This window comes from Aestuariivirga sp. (assembly GCF_965227715.1).
Lineage (GTDB): Bacteria > Pseudomonadota > Alphaproteobacteria > Rhizobiales > Aestuariivirgaceae > Aestuariivirga.
The window spans coordinates 692876-717511 of the sequence record NZ_OZ245771.1 but is presented as its reverse complement, the minus strand read 5'-3'; the positions used below and the strand labels follow the sequence as shown (position 1 = coordinate 717511).

The following is a 24636-nucleotide window of genomic DNA, read 5'->3' as shown; positions in this document are numbered from 1 at the left end:
GATCCTCAGGGCCGGATGATCGTCTTGAGGCCCACGGTCTCGCCCGCAATGAGACGGCGATAGGCCTCGGGCACATCGTCCAGACCGATCTCGGATTCAACCAGCGCCCGCGCGCGATCGGCACAGCGGGCGAGGAGGGAAATTGCCTCCGGCATCTCGTCCTTGAACGCATGGCAGCCGATGAGGCTCACCTCCCGCTCCACCAGCAGATTGGGATCAAGCTCGAGCGTTCCATGCATGATGCCGACGAGCGCGATCGCCCCGCCGTTACCGATGCAGCTTAGCAGCGCCCGGAGCGCGGCCGTGCTGCCCGTCGCTTCGATCCCGTAACGCACACGCGAGTCCGTGTTCGAATCGAGCGACACAACCCGCGCACCCGTCACCTCCGCCACGAGGCCAGCCCGGGCCCCATTCCGGTCTGCCACCCGAATGTCCCGGTGGCCGAGGTCGGAGAGGATCAATGCGGCCAGCCCCCCGATCGGCCCGCATCCGGCGATCAGCACGGGCGCATCTTGCTCCAGGCGAAGGCGCCGCACGGCGTGAAGCGCCACCGCAACGGGCTCCGCCATGACGGCCGCATCATCGGCAAGGTCCTCTGGCAGGCGATGGAGCAGGCGGCGCGGCAGGACGGTCATCTCCGCAAAGCCGCCGTCGCAGATTTCCCCTATGAAACCCAGCCGCTCGCAGAGGTGATGGTCGCCGGCCTCGCACGCCGCGCAGTCTCCGCACCAGAAACGCGAGTCCGCCACGACACGGTCGCCGATTGAAAGGCCGGTGACGCCCTCGCCCAGGGCGCTCACCCGGCCGATCAGCTCATGGCCCGGAATGGACGGGCTCCGCGTGATCCATTGTCCCGTGCGGAAGTTATGAAGGTCCGAGCCGCAGATCCCGGCAGCGATGATATCGAGCGCCACCCATCCTGCCGCGGGCGCTTGAGGTGCCGGCACGGTTTCCACCCGAAGGTCATTCTGGGCATGGAGCCTGACGGCTTTCATGTGGCACTCCGCTATTGTCAGATCGAGGCGAGGAAGCCGCCATCCACGGGAAAACATTGCCCAGTGATATAGGCTGAAGCCCGCGAAGCGAGGAACACGGCAATCCCGTCCAGATCGGCAAGCGCGCCAAAGCGGCCCATTGGGATCTTGGCCTGCATCGCCATCTGCCACGCCTCGTTCTGGTAGAACTCCTCCGTCATGGCGGTGCGGAAATAGCCCGGTGCAATGGCATTGACCCTGATGCCCAGTGGCGCCCATTCGGCGGCGAGCGCCCGCGTCATGCCCAGAAGGCCGGTCTTGGACGACCCATAAGGCACGGCGGTGGGAATGCCGACCTCCGTGGTGAGCGAACACAGGTTGATGATCGCGCCGCCCGCCGTCATCGCCTTCGCGGCAGCCTGCGCGCAGAAGAAGGCGCCTTTCAGATTGGTATCGAGGATATTGTCCCAGATGGCTTCCGTCACCTCGAGCGAGGGCGTGACCTGTTCCACACCCGCATTGTTGACCAGAATGGAAAGGCCGCCCAGGCGGTCCGCGGCGGCGGTAACGGCGCCGCTGATCTGGCTCACATCCCGAACATCGAGCGCCAGCGGATAGGCCGTGCCTCCGAGCGAGGTAATGAGCTCCGCGCAGGCCGCAAGGCTTGCGGCATCGCGCGCGGTGATGGCCACATCCGCCCCGGCGCGGGCAAGCGCCACAGCGATCTCCTGCCCGATGCCACGGCTGGCCCCTGTCACCAGTGCCGTCTGCCCCGTGAGATCGAAGAGCGAGAGATCCGCCATCTCAATGGTCCTCATCGATCTCGTCGCGGAGCTCGTTAAGAATGCGGCGCTTCAGCGCGATAAATTCAGATTCAAGTTCCACGTCCGGCGTGCGCGGCCGCGGAATGTCGATCCGGATATCTGCCTTCACCTTGCCGGGCCTGGCCGTCATCACAATGACGCGGTCCCCCAGCAGGATCGCCTCGTCGATGTCATGCGTCACGAAGGCGACCGTCTTGTGCGAATGCTCCCATACGCGCAGCAGAAGCTTCTGCATGGAATGCCGCGTCTGGCTGTCGAGCGCGCCAAAGGGCTCATCCATCAGCAGGATGTCCGGATCATTTGCCAGCGCCCGCGCAATCGCCACACGCTGCATCATGCCGCCCGAAAGCTGCTTGGGGTAATGATCGGCAAAGCCACTGAGGCCGATCTCGGTCAGATAATAGTCGACGATCTTCTCGCGCTCCGCCTGCGGCATGGTCTTGCGGCGCAGGCCATATTCCACATTCTTCCGCACCGTGAGCCAGGGAAACAAGGTGTAGGATTGGAACACCATGCCACGGTCGGCACCGGGCTCATCCACCGGCCTCCCCGATGCGAGGATGCTCCCTGAGCTCGCATCCGTCAGTCCCGCCGCAATGTAAAGCAGGCTGGATTTGCCGCAGCCCGAAGGGCCCACGATGACGGTGAACTCGTTGGAGCGCACGTCGAATGAGATGCCGTCCAGCGCCAGAACCTGCTTCTCGCCCTTGCCATAGATGAGGGTCACGTTCTGGATGGAGAGGCTGCCCTTCACATCATCCATGATCAGGCAGCCCACGGGCAAAGCCAGCGCCTGAGCAGGCGGAAGGCCATGTCGGAGATGAGGCCCAGAAGGCCGATGAGCATGATGGCAAGGAAGATCGTATCCACCTGAAAGCCGCGCATGGCTTTGAGCGAAATGAACCCCAGCCCGGAATTCGCCGCCACCAGCTCCGCCACCACCAGGTAAGTCCAGGCCCAGCCCATGGTCACGCGCAGCGTGTTGATGATGTTGGGAAGGGCGGCGGGGAAGATCACATGCCAGATGGCCTCTTTGCGCTTGGTGCCCAGCGTGTAGCTGGCGTTCACCAGATCGCGCGAAACAGCATGGGCCTCGTCCGCGATCATGATCAGCTGGGAGAAGAACACGCCGAAGAAGATCACCGTGATGCGCTGGCCGATGCCGATGCCGATCCACAGGATGAACAGCGGCACCAGCGATGTGACGGGCAGATAGCGGATGAAGTTGACGAGGGGCTCCAGCGCTGCCTGCACGATCTTGTAGGTGCCCATGTAAAGGCCCAGCGGAACGGCAATCACGGCTGAGAGCAGGAAGCCGAGGATCACCACCTTTACGCTGGACCAGATGTGGAAGAACAGCGTGCCGTCCGAGGCGAGCGTAATGCCCCGGCGGATCACCGCATCCGGCACCGGCAGGAACATGTCGGCCACAAAGCCGCCGTAGGTGGCGAATGCCCAGGTGCCCAGCACGGCCGCCCACACCATACACGCAGCAACAAGGGCCGCGGCCGCGGGAATCTCGCCGAAGGGCCGCGCAAAGCTCTGGAGCAGCGAACGTCTGGGGGGCATTGAGGGGCGTTATCCGGAATGGGAACAAGGCGGGCCTGATAGCCCGCCCTGCATCACAGCGCTTGCGAAATCGTCACTTCGGATTGACGAAGGTGAGATCGATCAGATCGTTGTAGCCGATGTCCATCTTCATCTTCTGGAAACCGCCCCAGATCTTGTTGCCCATCGCCATCAGATCCTTCGCCTCGCCCTTGTCCGGCGTGCCGAAGAACTCCACATTGCGGGCCTGATCATAGAAGCGCACGCCCTTGGCGGCTTCCGCAAAATCCTCGGGCTTCTCGAGATAGCCGCCAACGCCCTTGGCCATGATGGCATAGGCTTCATCCGGATTGGTCTTGATGAAGTCGACGGCCTTGTAGAGGCCCTTGACGAAAGCCTCGACGTCCTTCGGATTGTTCTTGATGTAGTCGCAGGTGAGATCCACCACATCGACGATGAGGCCCGGTGTCTCGGAAGAATCGATCAGCACCTTGCCCTGCTTCTTCTCGCGCACCAGTGAGAGATGCGGCTCCCAGGTGACGGCGGCCGGTATCTGGCCTGCGATGAAGGCGGCTGCGGCGTCATCCGCCGTCATGTTGGTGATCTCGAGGTCCTTCTCCGTCATCCCCTCGCGGGTCAAGAGAATGTTGAACCAGAATTGCGAGACTGAGCCCTCATTCATGCCGATCTGCTGGCCCTTCAGGTCCTTCAGGGAATTGACGCCGTCGCGCACCAGAACGCCGTCTCCGCCATGGCTGTCGTCAAGCGCCACCACCGCCTTGAAGCAGAAATCGGGCGAGCGGTATTTCATGATCTCGTCAAGCGTCGAGGCATTGCCATCGAGTTCGCCTGCGGCCACGGCCGCCATGTAGATCGAGGCGTCCTCGATGATGCGCAGGTCGACGTCCAGGCCGTTCTCCTTGAAGAAGCCCTTGTCGCGCGCCAGGAACATGGGGCCGTAGCCCACCCAGGTGGTCATGCCCAGCCGCAGAGTGCCCGCATCAGCCGGAATGGCCGAAACGGCCATCACCACGGCGGCTGCGGCACCCGTGGCGAATGTCAAAAGCTTCTTGATCGTCATCTGTCTCGTTCCTCTGGTTTCACGTCCCATGGGGTAGCGGGCCATTCTGTCGCGCAGCCCTGCCAATCTCCCGCTATTGGAGCATGTGGCGGCCACAGGGAAAAGTGTTTTTTTGCATGAGCGAACACCACCTTGCGTCATTGCAGCAGGCTCGTTTGCAAGGCTAGTCTCGGAGGCCACTCACCGGGAGGACCTGACACATGAGCCGTGACCCGCGCTACGATATTCTGTTCGAGCCCGTGAAGATCGGTCCCGTCACCACCAAGAACCGCTTCTTCCAGGTGCCTCATTGCAATGGCATGGGCTACCGTGATGCGACCGCGCTCGCCACCATGCGGGCGATCAAGGCGGAAGGCGGCTGGGGTGTCGTCTGCACCGAGCAGGTGGAAATCCACCCGACGGGTGACATCGCCCCCTTCATCGAGCTGCGCATCTGGGACGATAAGGACATTCCCATGCTGGCCCGCATCGCGGATGCGGTGAAATCGAAGGGCGCACTTGCCGGGTTGCAGCTCGCGCACAACAGCATGAACGCGCCCAACCTCTACTCACGCGAGATCCCGCTGGGGCCGATGGACCTTCCCGTCTACAGCTATTTCAGCGACCCTGTTCAGGTTCGCGCCATGGACAAGCAGGACATAAGGGACTTCCGCAAATGGCACCGGGATGCAGCCCTCAGGGCCAAACGCGCCGGTTTCAACCTGATCTATGTCTATGCCGGAAAGCTCTTCGGCCTGCCGATGTACTTCCTCTCGCGCCGCTTCAATGCGCGAACGGACGAATATGGCGGCAGCCTCGAGAACCGCGCACGCTTCCTCAAGGAACTGATCGAAGACACGAAGGACGCCGTGGGGGACACATGTGCTGTGCCCTGCCGCATCTCGGTTGACGAAATGGTGGGCGAAGAAGGCATCCACGCGGCGGAAGCGCAGGACATTATCGGCCATCTTGCCGAACTGCCCGATCTGTGGGACCTGACCCTCTCAGGCTGGGAAAATGACAGCCAGACCTCGCGTTTCGCGGAGGAGGGCTACCAGCTTCCCTTCATCAAGGGCATCAAGCCGCTCACCACCAAGCCCATCGTGAGCGTCGGGCGCTATACCTCGCCGGACCTGATGGTGAAGCTGGTGCGCGACGGCGTGATCGATCTGATCGGCGCGGCCCGGCCCTCGATTGCAGATCCCTACCTGCCGAAAAAGATCGAGGAAGGGCGTATCGAAGATATCCGCGAATGCATCGGCTGCAACATGTGCGTCGCAGGCGATTTCACCATGACGCCCGCGCGCTGCACACAGAACCCATCCTTCGGCGATGAATGGCGGCGCGGCTGGCACCCGGAGAAGATCCGGGCGGCGAAGCCCAATTCCCGCGTGCTCGTCGTCGGCGCTGGTCCCGCCGGCCTCGAAGCGGCAATGATGCTTGGCCGGCGCGGGGTTGAGGTGGCCTTGGCCGAGAAGGGCGAGCCCGGCGGCCGCGTGATGCGCGAAAGCAGGCTTCCCGGCCTCTCGGCCTGGCGGCGCGTGGCGGATTACCGGCTGGGCCAGATCCAGCAATCCACCAGCGTCACGCTCTACCGCGACTCCGCATTGACGGCGGACGACATTCTGGGCTTCGGCTTCGCCCATGTGGCGATTGCGACGGGCTCCGCCTGGCGCAGTGATGGCGTGGGCCGCAGGCTGCTGCGCGCGGCACCCCTTGCAGGCGCCGATGTGCTCACCCCCGAAGAGCTGATGTCGGGTGCCAGGCCCAAACACCCCAATGTCGTGATCTATGATGACGACCATTATTACATGGGCGGCGTGCTGGCGGAGCTCCTGGTGAAGGAGGGCCACACCGTCTCCGTGGTGACGACGGCCTCCGAGGTTTCGACCTGGATGCGCATGACCATGGAACAGCTCTTCGTGCAGCACCGGCTGGTGAATTTGGGGGTGAAGATCGTCTCCCACCACGGCCTCATCCGGGCGGAAGGGTCCAGTGTCACGCTCTCCTGCATCTTCACCGGCAAGGAGACGGTGGTGGAGGATTGTTCCGCCATCATGGTCACCGCGCGGCTTCCCCACAATGTGCTGGCGCGTGAGGTGGAAGCCCGGCGCGAAGACTGGGCAGCGGCCGGGCTCCGCTCCGTCTCCGTCATCGGCGATGCGCTGGCGCCCGGCACCATCGCTGCGGCCGTCTGGTCCGGCAGGCGCTACGCCGAGGAGTTCGATGAAGAGCAGGGGCCCATCCCCCAGAGTTTCCGCCGCGAGGTGACGGAACTCACCGCCGGTCCCTTCTACTGGGAGGCCTCCGCCTGAAGCCAGATGCTGCGGCGAAATGTGGTTTTCGCCGCAGCCGCATCTCCGCTAGAACACCGGCAGCGTGTTCAAGGGGCAGGGGGCGGCGGCATGTCGGTTGAGAAGGTCGAAACACTGGTGATCGGCGCCGGTCAGGCGGGCCTTGCCGTGAGCGAGCATCTGGGGCAGCGCGGCCTTCCGCATCTCGTTGTGGAGCGCCGCCGCATTGCGGAGCGCTGGCGGTCCGAACGCTGGGACTCTCTCGTCGCCAATGGCCCGGCCTGGCATGACCGTTTCCCCACCCGCCAGTTCGACTGTGACCCCGACGCCTTCGCCACGCGTGACGACATCGTGCGCTACATGGAAGATTTCGCCAAGCAGAACGCGAGCCCCATCCGCTGTGGAGTGGAGGTCACGGCGCTGACCCGCAAGGATGACGGTTCGGGCTTCCGCGCCGAAACCTCGGATGGTGTGATCGAGGCCCGGAATGTGGTGGCCGCAACCGGCCCATTCCAGAAGCCCCTTCTTCCGGCGCTGGTGCCGGAGTCTGCCGGCATCATGCAGATCCACTCCGCCAATTACCGCAATCCCGCGCAGCTGCCCGATGGTGCTGTGCTGGTGATCGGCGCAGGATCGTCAGGCGCGCAGATCGCGGATGAACTGCACCGTGCGGGCCGCCGCGTCTATCTCTCGGTCGGCCCACATGACCGGCCGCCGCGCGCCTATCGCGGCAAGGATTTCGTGTGGTGGCTGGGCGCCCTCGGCAAGTGGGACGCAAAGACCGTGACGCCGGGCACGGAGCACGTCACCATCGCCGTCAGCGGTGCCTATGGTGGCCACACGGTGGATTTCCGCCGCCTGGGCCAGCGCGGCATCACCCTCGTGGGCCGCACCGAAACCTACGCCGATGGCAAACAGCATTTCGCTGATGATCTGGCCCGCAACGTCGAAACCGGCACACGGAATTACCTCTCCGTTCTCGATGAGGCTGACGCCTATATCGCGAAAAACGGCCTCGATTTCCCAGAGGAGCCCGACGCCCGCCGCACGGAACAGGACCCCGAGAGCGTCACCCACCCGATCCGCTCGCTTGACCTCAAGCAGGCGGGAATCACCTCGATCATATGGGCCACGGGCTATGCCCTCGATTTCGGCTGGATCAAATTCGACGCCTTCGACGAGAAGGGCAGGCCCGAACATGAGCGCGGCGTCTCGAAAGTGCCGGGGCTTTATTTCCTCGGCCTCCCCTGGCTGTCACGCCGCGCTTCGCCCTTCATCTGGGGCGTGTGGCATGACGCGGATTATCTCGCAGGCCACATTGCGCAGCGGGGGTGAGGGCTCCCCCGGGGGCTGGCGTTCGCGGCAGTGATGCAATATAGCACCCTGCACGCGCAAGGGGCGCCAAAACCGCTCCTGCAATCCCTCTTTCCGGTCTCGTGATGGTAAAAGCTGCGATACTGATTTGTACCTGCGACAGACCAGATCTCCTGAAAATTCTCCTCGAATCCCTGTCCCGCCCTGGCGAGGCAGAGGTGCCCATCTGCATCGTCGACAATGGCGCTCAGTCCTCCGAGGTGATCGCCACCTCCTTCCGGCCGCAGCTCGCCATTCAATACCGTCGTGTGGCCGCCCCCGGCCTCGCCGCCGCGCGCAATGCCGGACTCCGCCTGGCGCTGGAACAGTCACCGGCGTTCATCGCCTTCATCGATGACGATGAATATCCCGCACCTGGCTGGCTCTCGGGCCTTGTGCGCGTGATGGAGGAGACGGGTGGGGGTTTCGCCACGGGGCCGGTCATTCCGGACTTCGCCCACAGGCCTCCCGCCTGGGCCACGAAGGGGGCGTTCTTTCACAACACGGGCAATTCCTTCTGCACTTCGAACCTGATCGTCCGGGCATCGATCCTGCCGGTGGATGAGAAAGACTGGTTCCACGCCGATCTGAATTTCATTGGCGGCGAAGACAATGAATTGCTGAGCCGCCTCGTGGAAGCTGGCGCCGCGCATGTCATCGCCCAGGACGCCGCGGTTCATGAATATATTTCTGAGGCGCGGCTGAAGCGCCGCTATGTCTGGCGCCGCGGCCTGCGGGACGGCATGTCTGAGGCACGTATCGTGCTGCTCCGGCATCATTCATTGGTGAAGCGTACCGGGGCGCTGATTGGCAAATGCCTGCGGAAACTCGGCTATGCGCTGAACCATCTGGTCTGGTCGCCCTTCGAGCCCTGGCGCCTCAACGCCGCCATGGCCGATCTCTGCTTCATCGCCGGAATTGTTCTGGGTGCCTGCGGTGTGGAAGCCCGCTTCTATGGCAGGCGCCCGGCCAATGGGTGAGCGGGCGCTGATCCTCACCGGCTGCAACGAAGCCTATGCCCGCTGCCTCTGGCAGATGCTGGCTTCCGCCGAGCGGGCGGGGCTGATGCTGCAGCATGAATTCCGCGTTTTCGACTTAGGCATGAAGCCCGCCACGCGGGAAAGGCTCGTGCGCCGCTTCCCCCAAGCCACCTTCATGAGCTTCAATTTCGCCGCGGCACCGGGCCATGCCGCCAAGCTCTCGGGCTTCGCATGGAAGCCGATGATCATCGCCGAAGCGGCGGACACATGGCAGGGGCCAATGTTCTGGTTCGATGCCGCCACCCTGTTCCGCACGGCGATCGATCGTCCACTCCGCTCGATTGCCGAAACCGGCTTCTGGACGCTTCAGGGCCAGACGCCGCTGATGGGCCGGGCCGACCCGCGTGTTCTCGCGCGCCTCAACCTGCCACCTGAAATTCTTCATCTGCCGGAACGCGTGGCCGGTGCCTGTGGCTTCGACACGCGCCAGCCGGTGCCAGGGGCATTCATCAAGCGCTGGGCCAGCCTCGCCCAGCAGGCGGAGCTGATCACGCCTGCGGACCCAGACCCCAGCCACCGCTTCGACCAGACGCTGTTCTCCGCTCTTCTGTTGGCCGCGCAATGGCGGGGCGAGATCGTGCTCGGAACCGAGGAGGTCGATATCTCCTCGATGCGGCCCATCTCCTATCTCACCACGCGCAACAAGCTCTGGCCCAGCCTTCCCACATGGCTCGATCTCCCCGCCCGCGCCTGGCGCCGCCTGTGGAAGGCGCTTGATCGCGTGGGGCTCAGGCTTGAGGACTTCCACAAGCGGCGCATGCGAGGTTTTCTGCGCTGGTGGCGCGAGCGAAATCGCGTTGCCGTGGCGCCCGGTGGCGGCACCCCGCGCGGGATCGAAACCCAACCCTACACAAGCCTTGCGCATCCCTTCCTCATTGAAAGGGACGGCGCGCAATGGCTCTTTGCCACGCGCTTCGCCTATGCCGAAAACCGCGGGCGCCTGGTCGCGATGGCGCTGGGCGGCAACCAGCAACACCCTGTGGAGGTGGATGGCGAGGGCGTCTTCGGTGCCTTCACCACGCATGTGTCCTTCCCCCATCTCTTCGCGCGGGGGAGCGCCCTTTACATGATCCCCGAAACTGCGGCACGCCGCACGGTGGATCTTTATGCCTGTCTTGAATTCCCCCACCGCTGGCGTCCTGCCAAACGCCTCCTGTCCGGAATTGATGCAAGAAACAGCATGCTTCTGCACCATGAGGGCATGGACTATCTGTTCACCTCGGTGGCAGGGCCTGACGCCAACCGTCGTCTCGAAATCCACATGTCGCCGGACGTCGCGTCAGCCCCGTTCACGTCCCATCCCATCAACAGCCAGCACCTCTATGGCCACGCCCCGGCGGGAACCGGCCTCTGTGCGGGCGTCCTGGGCCCAGACCCCACAGGCCGCCTCTTGCGGCTCATGCTTACGGAAACCACTGAGAGTTGCCAGTGGATGGAAATCACCACACTCACCCCCGAACACTTCGCCGAACAAAAAACCACTCCACCCCCAGGCCTGCCGGACGGCCAGGGGATCACCCATCTCAGCGCATCCACAATGGGATTCGCGGTGGGATCAGCTAAAGGCGGTTTCTGAGGAAATGGTGCCGGATGAGGGGATTGAACCCCCGACCTTCGGTTTACAAAACCGCTGCTCTACCGCTGAGCTAATCCGGCGCCGGAGCCTTCCATAATAGGCGGAAAGGCGAACCGCAAGCGGGTCAGCGTGTCATGGCGTAAAGTGCTACGGCACAGGCGTTGGAGACGTTGAGGCTGCGGATGGGGCCGTTCATGTCCAGCCGCACCAGGTGATCGCAGCTCTTGCGGGTGAGTTCGCGCAGGCCTTTGCCTTCCGCCCCCATCACGATGGCCACGGGGGGTGCGCGGTCCACGGCGGAGATATCCTCCGGCGCATCGCTGTCGAGCCCCAGGATGCGGAAGCCGTAATCCTTCAGCTCCGCCATGGCGCGGGAGAGGTTCGTCACCTTGACGAAGGGCACATGTTCATAGGCGCCGGACGCGCTCTTGAACAGGACGGCGGAGGCATCCGGGCTGTGGCGGGCGGTGGCCACGAGTGCCGTCACGTTGAAGGCGGCACAGGTGCGCAGGATCGCGCCCACATTGTGGGGGTCCGTCACCTGGTCCAGCAGCACCACAATGCCGGATTTCTCGATCTGGTCGAGGCGGGGCTGGTTGAGGGGCTTAGCCTCCATCAGAAGGCCCTGGTGCACCGCCTCATCGCCCAGGCGCTTGTCCAGCTCCTTCGGGTGCACGATTTCGGCTGCAATGCCTGAGGCTTCGATTTCGGCCGCCAGCCGGTCGGCGGCGTTCTTCGACGCCTTGAGGGAATAGATCTTGCGCTTGGGGTTCTTCAGCGCCTCGGCCACGGGGTGGACGCCATAGATGATGTCATTGGGCTCGCTCATGGCCTTGGGCCTATAGCGCAGGCCGCTGGAGGAGTCTCGCCTTTGGTGTGATTGCCGGGGGCCCCCGATCAGTCTAAAACCCCGGCCCGAAAAGGCATTGGGGTTCCATGTTCAAGAAAATACTGATCGCCAACCGGGGCGAAATCGCCTGCCGTGTCATCAAGACAGCCCGCCTGATGGGCATCAAGACGGTCGCCGTCTATTCCGATGCCGATGCCCGCGCGCTCCATGTGGAGATGGCGGATGAGAAGGTGCACATCGGTCCGCCTGCCGCCGCCCAGTCCTATCTGGTGATCGACAAGATCGTCGAGGCCTGCCTCAAAACCGGGGCCGAGGCCGTACACCCCGGTTATGGCTTCCTCTCCGAACGCTCCGCCTTCCCCAAGGCGCTGGCTGCTGCCGGCATCACCTTCATCGGCCCCAACCCGGCGGCAATCGATGCGATGGGCGACAAGATCGAATCGAAGAAGGCCGCCGCGGCCGCGCGGGTCTCCACCGTTCCGGGATATATGGGTATCATCGAAGATGCCGATGAAGCGGTGAAGATCGCGGGCGAGATCGGCTACCCCGTCATGATCAAGGCGTCCGCCGGCGGCGGCGGCAAGGGCATGCGCATTGCCTATGCCGAGGCCGAGGTGAAGGAGGGCTTCACCCGCGCCAAGTCAGAGGCCAAATCCTCCTTCGGCGATGACCGGGTGTTCATCGAGAAATTCATCGTGAACCCGCGCCACATCGAGATCCAGGTGCTGGGCGACAAGCACGGCAACGTCATCTATCTGGGCGAACGCGAATGCTCGATCCAGCGCCGGAACCAGAAGGTGATCGAGGAGGCGCCATCACCCCTGCTCGACGAGAAGACGCGCCGCGCCATGGGCGAGCAGGCGGTGGCGCTGGCCAAGGCCGTGAACTACGATTCGGCCGGAACCGTCGAATTCGTTGCAGGCCAGGACCGCTCCTTCTTCTTCCTTGAGATGAACACAAGGCTGCAGGTGGAACACCCGGTGACGGAGCTCGTCACGGGGATCGACCTCGTCGAGCAGATGATCCGCGTGGCGGCCGGCGAAGAGCTGGCCATCCGCCAGTCGGATGTGACGTTGAAGGGCTGGGCCGTCGAAAGCCGCATCTATGCGGAAGACCCGTACCGGAACTTCCTCCCCTCCACCGGCCGCCTCGTCAAATACCGTCCGCCTGCGGAACATCTGGCAGAGGGCGTCACCGTCCGGAACGATACGGGCGTCTATGAGGGCGGCGAAATCTCGATCTACTACGATCCCATGATCGCCAAGCTCTGCACCCATGCGCCCACCCGTGCGCAAGCCATTGCCGCAATGGCCGTGGCGCTCGATTCCTTCCACATCGACGGCATCCAGCATAATATTCCCTTCCTCTCGGCCATCATGGAGAACCCGCGCTGGCAGTCCGGCGCGCTTTCGACCGGCTTCATCGCGGAGGAGTTTCCGGGGGGCTTCACGGGCCATGAAATCACGCCGGAGATCAAGGAGACGCTGGCGAGGGCCGCCACCATCCTCGATCATGTGGAAAACCGCCGGAAGCGCCTCATCAACGGGCAGATGACCGGCAATGGCGTCACCTTCGCCACCAGCCGCATTGTGAAGTTGGGGGGTGACTGGATACCCGTCACCATCTCCAGGGATACGGATGCGGTGGCCGATGCTTGTGGCTGGGTGCCGGGCCAGCCTGTCTTTTCTGCCGATCTGGGGCAGGGCCACGTCACCGTTCAGGTGAAGCGCATTCTGAATGGCTACAGGCTGTCCTATCGCGGCGTGGTACTGGACGCCCATGTCTATACCGCGCGCGAGGCGGAGCTTGCGAAGCTCATGCCGGAGAAGGTCGCGGCCGACACCTCGAAAAAGCTCCTCTGCCCGATGCCCGGCCTCGTCATCGCGATCCCCGCCACGGTGGGCCAGGAGATGAAGGCGGGTGAGCCCCTGGCCATTGTAGAGGCCATGAAGATGGAAAACATCCTCCGCGCGGAACGTGACGTGACCATCAAATCCATCAATGCCAAGCAGGGTGACAGCCTGCAGGTCGATGCCGTCATCATGGAATTCGCATGAGCGTGAAGGCCCTTCATGTGATCGTGGAGGGCCGGGTGCATGGCGTGGGCTTCCGCGCCTATGTGGAGGGCGAGGCGAAACAGCGTGCCCTTCGCGGCTATGTGCGCAACCGCAGTGACGGTTCGGTTGAGGCGGTCTTCCAGGGTGAAGAGGAAGACATCCAAAGCATGATCGTCGCCTGTCACCGGGGCCCCCGCATGGCGCTGGTGAAGGCCGTGAAAACGCAAGACCATCCGCCGGGAGAGTGGAAAGGTTTCGGCGTCTGGCCGACGGTTTAGCGGGAGATGCCATTTCTTTCCCTTTTCCCATCGCGTCGCGACGGGAGAAGGGTAGGGGCTGCAAGACCGCCATCCCTACCGCTCGCCCTGGCTGGCCGCCGCCTCCGCGATGATCCAGTTGCGGAAGGCCTTGGTCATCGGCCGTTCGGCGGCATCGCGCCTGGTGATCAGGTGATAGGCGAATTGTGCCGGGCTCCGCAGCGCCAGCTCGAAGGGCTTCACCAGCCGGCCTGAGGCCAGATCATCGCCCACCAGCGTCGAATCGCCCAGGGCCACGCCATGGCCATCGAGTGCGGCCTGGAGGGCAAGCGACGTCTGGCTGAAATGCAGGCCCCGGCTGTCATTGAAATCCTTGACGCCCGCTGCCTTCATCCACATGCGCCAATTGGGCCAGACGGCACCCTGCGCCTCCCAATCCAGGTGGATCAGGGTGAATTGCAGCAGGTCCTTGGGCTCCTTCAGCCGCTTGGCGCCCTTGAGCAGGCTGGGCGAGCACACCGGAAACAGCGTGTCATGGAACAGCTTCTCGACCAGCAGGCCGGGATAAACGCCATCGCCGAAGCGGATCGCCACATCAATGTCCTCGCGCTCGAAATCCAAGGGCTCCGAGGACACATCGATCCGCACATCGGCGCCGGGCACCGAATCGAGGAACCGGTCCAGCCGCGGCACCAGCCATTTGGCGGCAATCGAAGGAGACGCGGTAATCCGAACCTGGGTGGGGTTTTCGAGCTGCCGCAAGCGCTGCAGCGCGCGCGTCAGGCCTTCCAGCGCATCGCCGATGGCGGGCTTCAGCATCTGGCCCTGGCGCGTCAACTGCATGTGCCGGCTGGTGCGCTGGAACAGGGGTGCGCCCACGGCTTCTTCCAGCTCCTTGATCTGGTGGCTCACCGCCGCGGGGGTAACATTCAGCTCCGCAGCGGCGCGGGTGAAGTTCAAATGCCGGGCCGAGGCATCAAAGGCTTTGAGCGAGGCCAGTCCGGGAATGTGGCGCAACATGGGCAATCCTCAAGTTTATCTTGAAGATTAACCTAGAACACTTCGTTTGTGTATAGGTCTGCACAGGTTTATCTCTCAATCCACACACAAACACATAACAAACGTTGAAGAACATGACCCGCCAGATCGCCGCCCTCCACCTCTCGAACCCCCTCTGGAGCACCCTGGGCTCTGCCCTGCGCCAGACGCTCACATCCCTTTCCGCCACCCCCGCCAGCGCCTCCGCCTTTGAGGAGCTCGAGGGTGAGCAGTCCCGCATCCGCCGCTCCAGCCGCATGTGGCTGGTTGGCTGAACCCTCTCTCCCCTGAAGGCCCCGGTGCAGAAGCCGGGGCCCTTTTTTTGTTTGGAGTTACGCCTGCCGCGGGTGGCCCGCGGTGGTGCCCCCATCAATTTGCAGGGCAGCACCGGTCATGAATCTCGCGGCATCGGAGGCGAGGTAGAGGATCGCGCTCGCGATTTCCTCCGGCGTGGCGATCCGGTTCAAGGGGGCTGAGGCCTTGAGTGCGGCTTCGGCGGCAGCGGGGTTGGCTGCGGCGTCGATCACGTCGCGGCGGACCATATCCGTATCCACATAACCGGGGCACACGGCGTTGACGCGGATATCCGGCGCAAGCTCCAGCGCGAGCGCGCGCGTCATATTGACCACGCCGCCCTTCGATGCGCAGTAGACGGATAAACCAACTTCGCCGATGAGGCCTGCGTCAGAGGCGAGGTTCACAACATTGCCAAGGGACGCGCGGAGATGCGGCAGAGCGGCCTGCAGGCAGAAGAAGCTGCCCTTGAGATTGATATCGACAATCGCGTCCCAGGTCTCTTCGCTCACACCGTCAACCGGGCCGCCCGTGGCGATGCCGGCACAATTCACCAGCACATCGAGGCCACCGAGCTCAGCAACGGCCGCCGCAACCACGGCGCGGCAGCCCCCCGCGGTTGCCACATCCCCCGGTGCCGCCACCGCCTCGATGCTGAGTGTGGCCAGCGCCGCGTTGGTGGACTGGTCTGTCCGGCCGTTGACCGCCACGCGCGCCCCGGCGGTGAGGAAGGCCTCCACCGCCCCGCGCCCGATGCCGCGCGTGCCGCCCGTCACCAGGACGCGTTTGCCCGTGAAGTCGAAGCTCACTTGCCCTGCCACTGGGGTTTCCGCTTTTCAGCGAAGGCTTTGGCCCCTTCCAGCTGATCTTCGCTGGAATAGAGCACATCCACGCTCTTGAGCTTGCGCTTGGTCACCATATCAAAAGCCTGCTGCACGGGAAGATGCGCTGTTTCGCGGGTGATTTCCTTGATCGCGGCGAACACCAGCGGCGGGCCATCGGCCAATTGTTCAGCCACAGCCCGGGCGCGCGCCATCAGCTGATCGGCCGGAACGGCTTCATTGATAAGGCCCCAATGCTTGGCTTCGCTTGCATCGATGCGGCGGCCGGTGAACAACATTTCCATCGCCACCGCATAGGGGATGCGGCGCGGCAGCTTGATGGAGGCTGCATCCGCCACCGTGCCGGAATTGATCTCAGGCAGTGCGAAGGTGGCATGCTCTGCCGCGATGATGATGTCACACGAGATCATGATCTCGAAGCCGCCGCCGAAAGCGAGGCCATTGACCGCGCAGATCACCGGCTTGTTGAGGCCGGGCAATTCCTGCAAGCCGCCGAAGCCGCCCACGCCATAGTCCGAATCCGGCGCCTCGCCCTCGGCTGCCGCTTTCAAATCCCAGCCGGGGCAGAAGAATTTTTCCCCCGTGCCGGTGAGAATGGCAACGCGCAGCTCAGGGTCATCACGGAAGCCTGCAAAGATATCGCCCATGATGCGGCTGGTCGCGGCATCGATGGCATTGGCCTTGCCGCGTTCGATGCGGACTTCGAGAACGCGGCCGTTCTTCGTCACATGCAGCGGGCCGGTTGTGGTTTCGTGAACGGTCATGGTGTCCTCATCTTGATCAGCGCATCGACGGCGACAGCGCCGTGTTTCAGAACCAGCAGGGGGTTGACGTCAAGCTCCTCGATGAGGCCGCGATTGGCACCGGCAAACCGCGCCACCGCCTCTACAGCATCGGTCACAGCGGCTTCGTCGCCGGATTTGCCGCGGAACCCTTCAACGAGCTTCCAGACCTTCAGTGTACGGAGTGCCTGCTCGATCTCCGTTCGGGTGGTGGGCAGGATCAGCGTAACGGAATCTTTCAAAAGCTCGGTGAGGATGCCACCCGCACCGACAACCAGTGCCGTGCCGAATTGCGGGTCTGACGTGAGGCCGATGATCAGTTCCGCAACGGCCCCCGTTACCATGCGCTCCACCAGCACATCGGGCGCGAGCTTGGCCATGCGGGCAGCAGCCTCTTGCACCTCAGCAGCCGTCTTCAGGTTCAGCGCCACGCCGCCCGCTTCCGTCTTGTGGGCGATTGCCGCTGAGGAGACCTTGAGCGTCACCGGGTAGCCGAGCTTGTTGGCGGCGGCCACTGAATCCGATGCCTTGCAGACGATGCCTTCGGGCACGCTGAGGCCATGGGCCTTCAGCATTTGCTTGGCTTCATGCTCGCTCAGCACGCGCTCATCCGTGCCAGTGACGATGGGCGCCAGCATCGCCGGCGGCTCCTCATCGCGCGCCCAGTTGCGGCCTATGGATGCCGCGGCTTCAAAGGCAGTCAAGGCATCGTCAAGCCCCATCATGGGCGCAACGCCTGACTCCGAAAGCTCAGCCGCGAGTGACAGCGGCATGCCTTCGGACAGCGAGGCGACGACGGCAGCGCGGGCGCCGGTGGCCCTGGCCGCAGCGGCCATGGCCCGCGCCGTGGTGGCCCAGGCCTCCGGCTTCATCTTGGGGTGGGTTGGTGTATCGAGGATCACCATGCCCACGTCAAAGCCGCCCTTCAGCACCTCCGTGAAGGTGGCGGTGAGCTTCTCCGGCTGGCCCCAGATGAAGGTGTGGTAATCCAGCGGATTATCAATCGACACATATTCATTGAGCGTGGCCGCCACGCGTGGGCGGGTCTCGTCATTGAAGGGCGGGAAGCTGACATTGCGCTCCAGCGCCATATCCGCCACCAAAGCAGCTTCACCGCCGGAGCAGGAGAGGGACACCAGCCGCGAGCCCGCGATGGGCCCGCCATTGTGCAGGAACTTCAGCGTCTCGGCGAAGGCGGAGACGGACTTCATGCGGGCGATGCCATAACGTTCGAACAGCGCGTCATAGAGCGTATCGGCGCCGGCGAGCGATGAGGTGTGGCTCATCGCAACCTTGGCACCCTGTTCGGAGCGGCCCGTCTTCAGCACCACGATTGGAACCTTGCGGTGGCGGGCCACCGCTGCGGCACGGGCGAAGGCAGCAACATCCGGCAGGCCCTCGACGTGGAGGCCGATGGCCGAGATGCGCGGATCGGCGGAGAGCGTCTCCACCATGTCATGCATGCCGACGTCGACCTGGTTGCCGATGGAGAAGACGGCGGCCACGGGAAGCCCCCGCATCATCATGGTGAAGTTGCAGGCGATGTTCCCTGATTGGGTGATCAGCGCCACGCCACGCTCCACGGGTTCGAGCCCGGTCTCATCCGGCCAGAGCGCGGCGCGCGAGAGGGTGTTGACGAAGCCATAGCAATTGGGCCCCATCAGCGGCATGCCGTTGGCCGCCTCGAGCAGCTGGCGCTGGAGATCGGTGTTTCCGGTCTCTGCGAAGCCTGCCGCATAGACCACGGCCCCGCCGCAACCCTTTTCGCTCAGTACACGGACGACATCGACAGTGGGCACGTTCTTCACCGCGACGAAGGCGGCATCAACCGGGCCGGGAATGTCTTCGACCGAGCGCAGAGTGGCAATGCCGGAGAGTTCTTCCCGCTTCGGGTGAATGGCGTAGATCGTGCCGGTGAAGCCAAGTTCCTTCGTGCGCCGGATGGCGATGGCGCACTCATTGCCGCCGATGAAGGCAATGGATTTGGGGTTCAGGAGGCGGGTGAGGGATTTCATGCAATGTCCATCATTCACACCCGTCATGCCAGCGGAGGCTGGCAATCCCGCTTTGGGCGCCCGAAGCGGGACCTCAGCCTTCGCTGGGGTGACGGCATTTCAATTTTAACCACCCAGCGGCCGCAGCAGCGCGCGCGAGATGATGTGCCGCTGGATCTCGCTCGTCCCCTCCCAGATGCGCTCCACCCGGGCATCGCGCCAGATGCGCTCCAGCGGCAGGTCTGACATCAGCCCCATGCCGCCGTGAATCTGAATGGCCTCATCCGCAACGAAAGCCAGCATCTCGGTGGCCTTGAGCTTGGCCATGGCCATGTCCATGTCGGTGACCGTCTTGTTGTCGAACTTCCACGCGGCCTCCAGCGTGAGGAGTTCGGCGGCCTTCAGCTCCATGGCCATATCTGCAAGTTTGAAGGAAACACCCTGGAACTTGCCGATCTGCTGCCCGAATTGCTGGCGGTCCACCGCATATTGCTTGGCGTGCTCCAGCGCGCGTTCGGCCCGGCCAATGCAGGTGGCGGCAACTTGCAGGCGGGTGGCACCCAGCCAGTCATTGGCCACTTCGAAGCCCTTGTGCACTTCGCCCAGAATTTGCGACTTGTGCACGCGGCAATCGGTGAATTCGAGGATGCAGTTGTTGTAACCCCGGTGTGAGACGTTCTTGTAGCCGGGCCTGACCGTGAAGCCAGGTGTTCCCATGTCGATCAGGAATGCCGTGATCAGCTTCTTCTTGCCGCGCGAGGTTTCTTCTTCACCCGTCGCGGCAAAGAGAATGACGAAGCTCGCCTCATCGGCATGGCTGATGAAATGCTTGGTGCCATTGATGATGAAGTCATCACCATCCGCCTTGGCGAAGGTCTTCATGCCGCGCAGGTCGGAACCCACACCCGGTTCTGTCATCGCCAGGCAGTCTGACTTCTCACCGCGCACGGCGGGGAACAGATACTGCTCCCGCTGCGCCCCTTCACAGGCCATCAGGATGTTCGAAGGCCTTGCCACGCAGGTCCAGTGCAAGGCGTAATTGGCCCGGCCCAGCTCCTTTTCGTAAAGCACCCAGGTGAGCGTATCGAGCCCGGCGCCGCCCACTTCGGCGGGCATGTTGGCGGCATAGAGCCCCGCCTCGATGGCCTTGGCCTTGATCTGGTCGCGGAGATCATGACGGAGAACGCCCGTCTCCTCGACCTCGGCTTCATAGGGGTAGAGTTCATTGACGACGAAATCGCGCGTCGTCTTGATGATCATCTGCTGTTCGTCAGTGAGGTTGAAATCCATGCGCTGTGCTCACTTGATATGGAATGTCTCGACATGGCCATCGATGGCGATGTCCTGACCGTTGATCATGAAGGCGGCGGGGGAGGCGAGAAACACGGCGAGTGCCGCCACTTCCTCAGGCTCCGTCAAGCGCTCGAGAGACTGGTTGCCGACGATTTCCTTGGCCACCACGTCAAACGGAACGCCGCGCACATCCGCCTCGCCCTGGATCACGCGGTTGATGCGGTCCCCTTTGACGGAGCCCGGACAAATGGCGTTGCAGCGGACATTGTAGCGGCCGAGTTCAATGGCGAGTGACTTGGTGAGGCCGACCACACCCCATTTTGCGGCCGCATAGGGCGTGCGGTTGCCGAAGCCGTGCTGGCCGGCGTTGGATGACATGTTGATGATGATGCCGGACTTCTGTGCCTTCATCACGGGTGCCGCCCGCCTGGCACAGAGGAAATAGGAGTCGAGGCAGATGTCCAGGCACTCGCGCCACTCATCAAGCTCCACATCCTCAATCGGTGCCGTGGGCCCTTTGATGCCAGCGTTGTTGACCAGCACGTCGAGGCCGCCAAGATCGTCGAGTGCATCATCGAACCACGCGTCGATCTCGCCCTCGCTGCGAACGTTGACCTTGCTTGCGGCAATGTCAGGAAACTCGCGGCGGAATTGCTCCAAAGCGGATTCGTTCACGTCGCAGATATGAACCCGCGCCCCTTCTGCGGCGAAGGCGCGGGCAAGGGACTTGCCGATTCCATCCGCTGCGGCGGTGATCATCACGCGTTGTTGTGGCATCGGGGCCTCCTCAGGTTTCGCTGCGTGACTTGAGCTCGCGCTCCAGCACAAGTCCAGCGCCGATCTGGTGCTTCTGGAACACCTTCATCATGTCGACCAGCACGGCGTTGCGCTTGGCCTCGATCTCGGCGACTGACTGACCAGCGGCCTGATCCTCACAGCCTTCCACAAGGCGCTTCTCCAGCGTCTCGTTCCACTTCGGATATTTGAGGTCGGTCCAGTCCAACTCCAGCGAGGGGTCGAACTGCTTGATGAAGTCCCGCATGCCGCCGGGGCCGCCGGCGAGGTGATAGGTAAGGAAGGAGCCCATGAAGGCCCAGCGCATGCCGGCGGAATAGACGATCGAGTCGTCAATGTCCCCGGTGGTGCCGATGTCCTTGTTGAGGATGTGCAGCGCCTCGCGCCACAGCGCTTCCTGCAGGCGGTCACAGATGTAACCCATGATCTCTTTCTTGAGGCGGAGAACATGCATGCCGATCGCTTCGAAATAGGCCGCGGCGCGGTCCATGGCTTCGGTCGAGGTCTTCTCGCCGGGGACGAGCTCCACCAGCGGCAAAAGATAGACGGGATTGAATGGATGCCCGATCACCACGCGGCCCGGATGCTTGCACTGGCTCTGCAGATTGGTGGGTAGGAAGCCCGAGGAAGAGGACGAGATCACCACATGCGGGGCGGCCACGGCATCGATGTCGCGGAACAGCTTGATCTTGAGGTCTTCGCGCTCTGGCGCTGCCTCATGGATAAAGTCTGCCTTCGAGGCCATTTCAGCCAAGTCGGTGGTGAAGGTGAGCTTGCCTTCCTTCTTGGGCTTGCCGAGGAGGGCTTCGAGCGATGGCCAAGCGGTGGCGATCTGTGCCTTGAGCTTGGGTTCCGCCGTGGACGACACGTCATAAGCGATGACGTCGAAGCCGCGGAACAGCAGCCGGGCGGCCCAGCCCGCGCCGATGAGGCCGGTGCCGGCGATGCCGACGGTTTGGATCTTGGTCATGTGGTGTCTCCCTAGGTTTGTCATTCCTCTCCCCCACGCATGTGGGGGAGAGGGCAGGGTGAGGGGGTTGTGCAGCGCCTACAGTCGTTGAAAGCGGACTCGCGGATAGGCCCCCTCACCCTTCCCCCTCCCCCTGAAGGGGAGAGGAATAAGAAGTGAAGGGAGAAGGACGATTAAGTTAGTGCCTTGGCTTCAGCTTCAGAATTTCGCGGCCTTCATCCGGCGAGGCGACCTTGGTGCCGAGGAGTTCGATGATCTTCACCGCCTTCGCCACCAGCGTGCCGTTGGAGGCATGCACGCCGCGCTCGAGCCAGAGATTGTCCTCAAGGCCCACGCGCACATGACCGCCCAGCAGCACGGCCTGGGCCACGGCGGGGAATTCATTGCGGCCGATGCCGAAGGCCGCCCAGACGGCACCTTCCGGGAGCTGGGCCTTCTGATAGGCCATGGTCTCGGTATCGTAGGGGGCGCCCCACGGGATGCCGAGGCAGAGCTGGAACATGGGCGGGCCATCGATGAGGCCCTCGGCCACGAGCTGCTTGCCGAACCACAGATTGCCTGAATCGAATATTTCCATCTCGGGCTTGACGCCATAGGACTTGATGAGCCGTGCCTGCTCACGCAGCTGGGCGGGCGTCTGGATGACGATGGTGTTGCCATCGCCGAAATTCAGCGTGCCGCAATCGAGCGTGCAGAGTTCGGGGCGGAGCTCCTTCACATGGATCAGCCGCTCTTCGGGGCCGACGCAATCCGTGCCGGGTCCGAAATCGAGGGGCTTGGCGCCCGAGCCCACTTCCACGTCACCACCCATGCCGGCGGTGAGGTTAATGATGACCTCTTTGTTCTTTGCGCGGATCCGCTGCATCACTTCGGCATAATATTCCACCTTGCGGGAGCCCTTGCCGGTCGAGGGTTCGCGCACATGGCAATGAACGATGGTGGCGCCGGCATCGGCGGCCTCGAGGGCCGACGTGGCGATCTGCTCCGGTGTCACGGGAATGGCGGGGTGCTTGCCAACCGTGTCCCCCGCTCCGGTGACGGCACAGGTGATGATAACTTTGGGCTGCATGGGAATCCTCCTGACGATGGCAGGGACCCTAGGCTGCCCGGGAAATGAGCATTTGACTTTTTCCGCCATCTGCTTTCCTTTTCCCGCCATGGCGACATATGACGTGGCATTCCTGCTGATCCCCAAATTCTCGATGATCGCCCTCTATGGGGCGCTGGAACCTTTGCGCGTGGCCAACCGGTTCGCCGGTGCAGGGACCTTCTCGTGGCGCTTCGTCTCCGCCGATGGACAGCCGGTGGCGGCGTCCAACGACATTCCGGTTTCGGTGTCAGGCGGTCTGGCGGATATCGGCAAGCCGGACATGGCGGTGATCTCCGCCAGCTATGAGCCGGAGAAGGGCATCACCCGGCCGATGATCGGCGCGGTGAAGGCGCTGGCCCGCAAGCGCGTGCTGCTGGCGGCGATCGATACCGGCCCGTTTCTTTTGGCCGAAGCCGGGCTGCTCGATGATTACCGGGCGACTTGCCATTGGGAGAGCCTGCCCGGCTTTCGCGAGAGCTTCGCCCGGGTGCAGGCCGAGCAGGCGCTCTATGTGACGGACCGCGACCGCATGACCTGCGCAGGCGGTGCCGCAGCGATCGACATGATGCTGGATTGGATCGGCCGGCTTTTGGGCAGGCCGCTCGCCGTGCTGGTGGCGGACCAGCTGGTGCACTACCGCTCGGCCGAGCAGCCCGCCCAGGCAAGGCTGCCCGCCGCAGCGCGTTATGGCACGACGGATGCGCGGCTTCTCAAGATCATCACCGCCATGGAAGAGCAGGGGGAAGACCCGCTCGATGCGGAAGCACTCGCGCAGCTTGCCGGAATTTCAGTGCGGCAGATGGAGCGGCTGTTTGCGGAGAAGCTGCACGAGCGGCCGATGGGCTTTTACCTGAAGCTGAGGCTGGAGAAGGCGGAGCGGCTCATCACCTATTCCACGATGAGCATGCGCGACATTGCGGTGGCCTGCGGATTTTCCTCCCTGCCGCTGTTTTCGAGGAGCTTCAGGGCAAGGTATGGCAGGGCGCCCTCGTCATTCAGGGCTTGACTTTAATCCTAGAATAGATTAGGAAGAAATTCTGAACGTGCCTGCCCTGCTGATTGACATCGTTGATATCTAATGTCCCATCTGCCACTGGCGGATCGCGTCCAGCGGCCACAGAAGCATGATGATGTTGAGGGTGAGATTGTCCCGGATCATAAGCCCCACGAAGATCTCCATGACGATGGCGATCCCTATCGTGGTCCAGACCGGAAGCCTGCTCGCCAACCAGAAGCCCAGCATCATCATCAGAAGGTCGGAGAGGGAGTTGAGGACACTATCCCCGAAGTAATCAAGCGAGATCGTCGCCTCGCGATATCGGTTGATGATGAAGGGCGTGTTCTCGAAAATCTCCCAGCCGGCCTCGATGGCTGTGGCAATGGCCAGCCGCCAGCCCAGCGGCAGCCGCCGCGCCACCAGCCACAAGACGCCGTAGAAAATGAAGCCGTGAATGATGTGGGAAGGGGAGTACCAGTCCGACAAATGCTGGGAGTTGCCGGAACTGAGAACACTTCCCTCCCACAGCTTCACATACCCACATTTGCAGATGGGGATGCGGCCCATGAGCCAGAGGGTGAGGGCAGTGGCGATCACGATCGCCGCGATGGCGAGGAGGCTGTTGCGCGGGTAAGGGCGGGGCGAGACCATGCGGGGGCTTTAATGCGATTCCCCTTTGTCAGCACCTGCCTCTCTTTCCGTCACCCC

At 63.3% G+C, this 24636-nt stretch carries 23 protein-coding genes and 1 tRNA gene; 8 read left to right on the top strand and 16 right to left on the bottom strand.

Going from position 1 to position 24636, the window contains the following annotated elements; genetic code table 11:
- Positions 1-5: 5 nt before the first annotated feature.
- The 5 genes from ACO06F_RS03505 to ACO06F_RS03485 form a co-directional block, all read right to left on the bottom strand.
- Positions 6-995 (bottom strand): zinc-dependent alcohol dehydrogenase, encoded by a 990-nt coding sequence (locus ACO06F_RS03505; protein ID WP_421695311.1) that lies wholly within the window; start codon positions 993-995, stop codon positions 6-8.
- Positions 996-1012: 17 nt separating this feature from the next.
- Complete coding sequence (locus ACO06F_RS03500) at positions 1013-1777, bottom strand: SDR family NAD(P)-dependent oxidoreductase (RefSeq protein WP_421696610.1); 765 nt, start codon at positions 1775-1777, stop codon at positions 1013-1015.
- 1 nt (position 1778) lies between these two features.
- Positions 1779-2561: an ABC transporter ATP-binding protein gene (locus tag ACO06F_RS03495; RefSeq protein ID WP_421695310.1), complete on the bottom strand. Its 783-nt coding sequence runs from the start codon at positions 2559-2561 to the stop codon at positions 1779-1781.
- Positions 2562-2563: 2 nt separating this feature from the next.
- The gene (locus ACO06F_RS03490; protein ID WP_421695309.1) at positions 2564-3367 is read right to left on the bottom strand and encodes an ABC transporter permease; all 804 of its coding nucleotides are present in this window, start codon (positions 3365-3367) and stop codon (positions 2564-2566) included.
- A 73-nt stretch (positions 3368-3440) separates the two neighbouring features.
- A complete protein-coding gene (locus tag ACO06F_RS03485; protein ID WP_421695308.1) occupies positions 3441-4427 on the bottom strand; it encodes an ABC transporter substrate-binding protein in 987 nt (328 codons plus the stop codon).
- Positions 4428-4627: 200 nt separating this feature from the next.
- Here ACO06F_RS03485 and ACO06F_RS03480 point away from each other — a divergent pair, with 200 nt between their 5' ends.
- The 4 genes from ACO06F_RS03480 to ACO06F_RS03465 all read left to right on the top strand — a co-directional run bounded on the left by ACO06F_RS03480 (position 4628) and on the right by ACO06F_RS03465 (position 10669).
- On the top strand, positions 4628-6721 hold the full coding sequence (locus tag ACO06F_RS03480; RefSeq protein ID WP_421695307.1) for an NAD(P)-binding protein: 2094 nt from the start codon (positions 4628-4630) through the stop codon (positions 6719-6721).
- A 90-nt stretch (positions 6722-6811) separates the two neighbouring features.
- Positions 6812-8035 carry a flavin-containing monooxygenase gene (locus ACO06F_RS03475; RefSeq protein WP_421695306.1) on the top strand — a complete coding sequence of 408 codons (1224 nt, stop codon included), beginning with the start codon at positions 6812-6814 and terminating at the stop codon, positions 8033-8035.
- A gap of 104 nt (positions 8036-8139) precedes the next feature.
- Entirely contained in the window at positions 8140-9033 is an 894-nt protein-coding gene (locus tag ACO06F_RS03470) for a glycosyltransferase family 2 protein (RefSeq protein ID WP_421695305.1), read from the top strand.
- The gene (locus ACO06F_RS03465) at positions 9008-10669 is read left to right on the top strand and encodes a glucosamine inositolphosphorylceramide transferase family protein (protein ID WP_421695304.1); all 1662 of its coding nucleotides are present in this window, start codon (positions 9008-9010) and stop codon (positions 10667-10669) included. Before ACO06F_RS03470 ends, ACO06F_RS03465 begins: the two co-directional genes overlap by 26 nt.
- Before the next feature lie 5 nt (positions 10670-10674).
- On the opposite strand, the gene ACO06F_RS03460 is transcribed toward ACO06F_RS03465, so the two are convergent.
- Positions 10675-10749, bottom strand: a tRNA-Thr gene (locus tag ACO06F_RS03460).
- 44 nt (positions 10750-10793) lie between these two features.
- The gene (gene rlmB, locus ACO06F_RS03455; RefSeq protein WP_421695303.1) at positions 10794-11498 is read right to left on the bottom strand and encodes a 23S rRNA (guanosine(2251)-2'-O)-methyltransferase RlmB; all 705 of its coding nucleotides are present in this window, start codon (positions 11496-11498) and stop codon (positions 10794-10796) included.
- A gap of 107 nt (positions 11499-11605) precedes the next feature.
- On the opposite strand from rlmB, the gene ACO06F_RS03450 reads away from it, so the two are divergent.
- Together ACO06F_RS03450 and ACO06F_RS03445 are read left to right on the top strand one after the other, a co-directional pair.
- Positions 11606-13576: an acetyl-CoA carboxylase biotin carboxylase subunit gene (locus ACO06F_RS03450; RefSeq protein WP_421695302.1), complete on the top strand. Its 1971-nt coding sequence runs from the start codon at positions 11606-11608 to the stop codon at positions 13574-13576.
- The gene (locus ACO06F_RS03445; protein ID WP_421695301.1) at positions 13573-13854 is read left to right on the top strand and encodes an acylphosphatase; all 282 of its coding nucleotides are present in this window, start codon (positions 13573-13575) and stop codon (positions 13852-13854) included. Before ACO06F_RS03450 ends, ACO06F_RS03445 begins: the two co-directional genes overlap by 4 nt.
- 75 nt (positions 13855-13929) lie before the next feature.
- On the opposite strand, the gene gcvA is transcribed toward ACO06F_RS03445, so the two are convergent.
- A complete protein-coding gene (gene gcvA, locus ACO06F_RS03440; protein WP_421695300.1) occupies positions 13930-14853 on the bottom strand; it encodes a transcriptional regulator GcvA in 924 nt (307 codons plus the stop codon).
- 113 nt (positions 14854-14966) lie between these two features.
- Between gcvA and ACO06F_RS03435 the strand changes: the two genes are divergently transcribed.
- Positions 14967-15146: a hypothetical protein gene (locus tag ACO06F_RS03435; protein ID WP_421695299.1), complete on the top strand. Its 180-nt coding sequence runs from the start codon at positions 14967-14969 to the stop codon at positions 15144-15146.
- Positions 15147-15203: 57 nt separating this feature from the next.
- On the opposite strand, the gene ACO06F_RS03430 is transcribed toward ACO06F_RS03435, so the two are convergent.
- The 7 genes from ACO06F_RS03430 to ACO06F_RS03400 form a co-directional block, all read right to left on the bottom strand.
- Positions 15204-15986, bottom strand: a complete 783-nt coding sequence (locus ACO06F_RS03430) for an SDR family NAD(P)-dependent oxidoreductase (protein ID WP_421695298.1) — start codon at positions 15984-15986, stop codon at positions 15204-15206.
- Positions 15971-16771: a carnitinyl-CoA dehydratase gene (locus ACO06F_RS03425; protein ID WP_421695297.1), complete on the bottom strand. Its 801-nt coding sequence runs from the start codon at positions 16769-16771 to the stop codon at positions 15971-15973. Before ACO06F_RS03425 ends, ACO06F_RS03430 begins: the two co-directional genes overlap by 16 nt.
- Positions 16768-18804 carry an acetate--CoA ligase family protein gene (locus ACO06F_RS03420; RefSeq protein ID WP_421695296.1) on the bottom strand — a complete coding sequence of 679 codons (2037 nt, stop codon included), beginning with the start codon at positions 18802-18804 and terminating at the stop codon, positions 16768-16770. The genes ACO06F_RS03425 and ACO06F_RS03420 overlap by 4 nt, the downstream gene beginning before the upstream one ends.
- A gap of 105 nt (positions 18805-18909) precedes the next feature.
- Entirely contained in the window at positions 18910-20073 is a 1164-nt protein-coding gene (locus tag ACO06F_RS03415) for an acyl-CoA dehydrogenase family protein (protein WP_421695295.1), read from the bottom strand.
- Between the two features lie 9 nt (positions 20074-20082).
- On the bottom strand, positions 20083-20853 hold the full coding sequence (locus tag ACO06F_RS03410) for an SDR family oxidoreductase (protein WP_421695294.1): 771 nt from the start codon (positions 20851-20853) through the stop codon (positions 20083-20085).
- Positions 20854-20863: 10 nt separating this feature from the next.
- Positions 20864-21841 (bottom strand): 3-hydroxyacyl-CoA dehydrogenase NAD-binding domain-containing protein, encoded by a 978-nt coding sequence (locus ACO06F_RS03405; RefSeq protein WP_421695293.1) that lies wholly within the window; start codon positions 21839-21841, stop codon positions 20864-20866.
- Positions 21842-22019: 178 nt separating this feature from the next.
- Positions 22020-22910 (bottom strand): 3-keto-5-aminohexanoate cleavage protein, encoded by an 891-nt coding sequence (locus ACO06F_RS03400; protein WP_421695292.1) that lies wholly within the window; start codon positions 22908-22910, stop codon positions 22020-22022.
- Between the two features lie 52 nt (positions 22911-22962).
- Between ACO06F_RS03400 and ACO06F_RS03395 the strand changes: the two genes are divergently transcribed.
- The gene (locus ACO06F_RS03395) at positions 22963-23937 is read left to right on the top strand and encodes a GlxA family transcriptional regulator (RefSeq protein ID WP_421695291.1); all 975 of its coding nucleotides are present in this window, start codon (positions 22963-22965) and stop codon (positions 23935-23937) included.
- 69 nt (positions 23938-24006) lie between these two features.
- Here ACO06F_RS03395 and ACO06F_RS03390 read toward each other — a convergent pair whose 3' ends face one another.
- A complete protein-coding gene (locus ACO06F_RS03390; RefSeq protein ID WP_421695290.1) occupies positions 24007-24579 on the bottom strand; it encodes a DUF2585 domain-containing protein in 573 nt (190 codons plus the stop codon).
- Between the last annotated feature and the right edge of the window lie 57 nt (positions 24580-24636).

What these genes read in the sequence shown, in the direction of transcription:
- ACO06F_RS03450 (WP_421695302.1), top strand. Translation starts at nt 11,606, where the DNA reads ATGTTCAAGAAAATACTGATCGCCAACCGGGGCGAAATCGCCTGCCGT.
- gcvA (WP_421695300.1), bottom strand. Translation starts at nt 14,853, where the DNA reads ATGTTGCGCCACATTCCCGGACTGGCCTCGCTCAAAGCCTTTGATGCC.
- ACO06F_RS03485 (WP_421695308.1), bottom strand. Translation starts at nt 4,427, where the DNA reads ATGACGATCAAGAAGCTTTTGACATTCGCCACGGGTGCCGCAGCCGCC.
- ACO06F_RS03490 (WP_421695309.1), bottom strand. Translation starts at nt 3,367, where the DNA reads ATGCCCCCCAGACGTTCGCTGCTCCAGAGCTTTGCGCGGCCCTTCGGC.
- rlmB (WP_421695303.1), bottom strand. Translation starts at nt 11,498, where the DNA reads ATGAGCGAGCCCAATGACATCATCTATGGCGTCCACCCCGTGGCCGAG.
- ACO06F_RS03415 (WP_421695295.1), bottom strand. Translation starts at nt 20,073, where the DNA reads ATGGATTTCAACCTCACTGACGAACAGCAGATGATCATCAAGACGACG.
- ACO06F_RS03480 (WP_421695307.1), top strand. Translation starts at nt 4,628, where the DNA reads ATGAGCCGTGACCCGCGCTACGATATTCTGTTCGAGCCCGTGAAGATC.
- ACO06F_RS03470 (WP_421695305.1), top strand. Translation starts at nt 8,140, where the DNA reads ATGGTAAAAGCTGCGATACTGATTTGTACCTGCGACAGACCAGATCTC.
- ACO06F_RS03495 (WP_421695310.1), bottom strand. Translation starts at nt 2,561, where the DNA reads ATGGATGATGTGAAGGGCAGCCTCTCCATCCAGAACGTGACCCTCATC.
- ACO06F_RS03425 (WP_421695297.1), bottom strand. Translation starts at nt 16,771, where the DNA reads ATGACCGTTCACGAAACCACAACCGGCCCGCTGCATGTGACGAAGAAC.
- ACO06F_RS03465 (WP_421695304.1), top strand. Translation starts at nt 9,008, where the DNA reads ATGGCAGGCGCCCGGCCAATGGGTGAGCGGGCGCTGATCCTCACCGGC.
- ACO06F_RS03410 (WP_421695294.1), bottom strand. Translation starts at nt 20,853, where the DNA reads ATGCCACAACAACGCGTGATGATCACCGCCGCAGCGGATGGAATCGGC.
- ACO06F_RS03420 (WP_421695296.1), bottom strand. Translation starts at nt 18,804, where the DNA reads ATGAAATCCCTCACCCGCCTCCTGAACCCCAAATCCATTGCCTTCATC.
- ACO06F_RS03500 (WP_421696610.1), bottom strand. Translation starts at nt 1,777, where the DNA reads ATGGCGGATCTCTCGCTCTTCGATCTCACGGGGCAGACGGCACTGGTG.
- ACO06F_RS03400 (WP_421695292.1), bottom strand. Translation starts at nt 22,910, where the DNA reads ATGCAGCCCAAAGTTATCATCACCTGTGCCGTCACCGGAGCGGGGGAC.
- ACO06F_RS03390 (WP_421695290.1), bottom strand. Translation starts at nt 24,579, where the DNA reads ATGGTCTCGCCCCGCCCTTACCCGCGCAACAGCCTCCTCGCCATCGCG.
- ACO06F_RS03405 (WP_421695293.1), bottom strand. Translation starts at nt 21,841, where the DNA reads ATGACCAAGATCCAAACCGTCGGCATCGCCGGCACCGGCCTCATCGGC.
- ACO06F_RS03445 (WP_421695301.1), top strand. Translation starts at nt 13,573, where the DNA reads ATGAGCGTGAAGGCCCTTCATGTGATCGTGGAGGGCCGGGTGCATGGC.
- ACO06F_RS03505 (WP_421695311.1), bottom strand. Translation starts at nt 995, where the DNA reads ATGAAAGCCGTCAGGCTCCATGCCCAGAATGACCTTCGGGTGGAAACC.
- ACO06F_RS03435 (WP_421695299.1), top strand. Translation starts at nt 14,967, where the DNA reads ATGACCCGCCAGATCGCCGCCCTCCACCTCTCGAACCCCCTCTGGAGC.
- ACO06F_RS03475 (WP_421695306.1), top strand. Translation starts at nt 6,812, where the DNA reads ATGTCGGTTGAGAAGGTCGAAACACTGGTGATCGGCGCCGGTCAGGCG.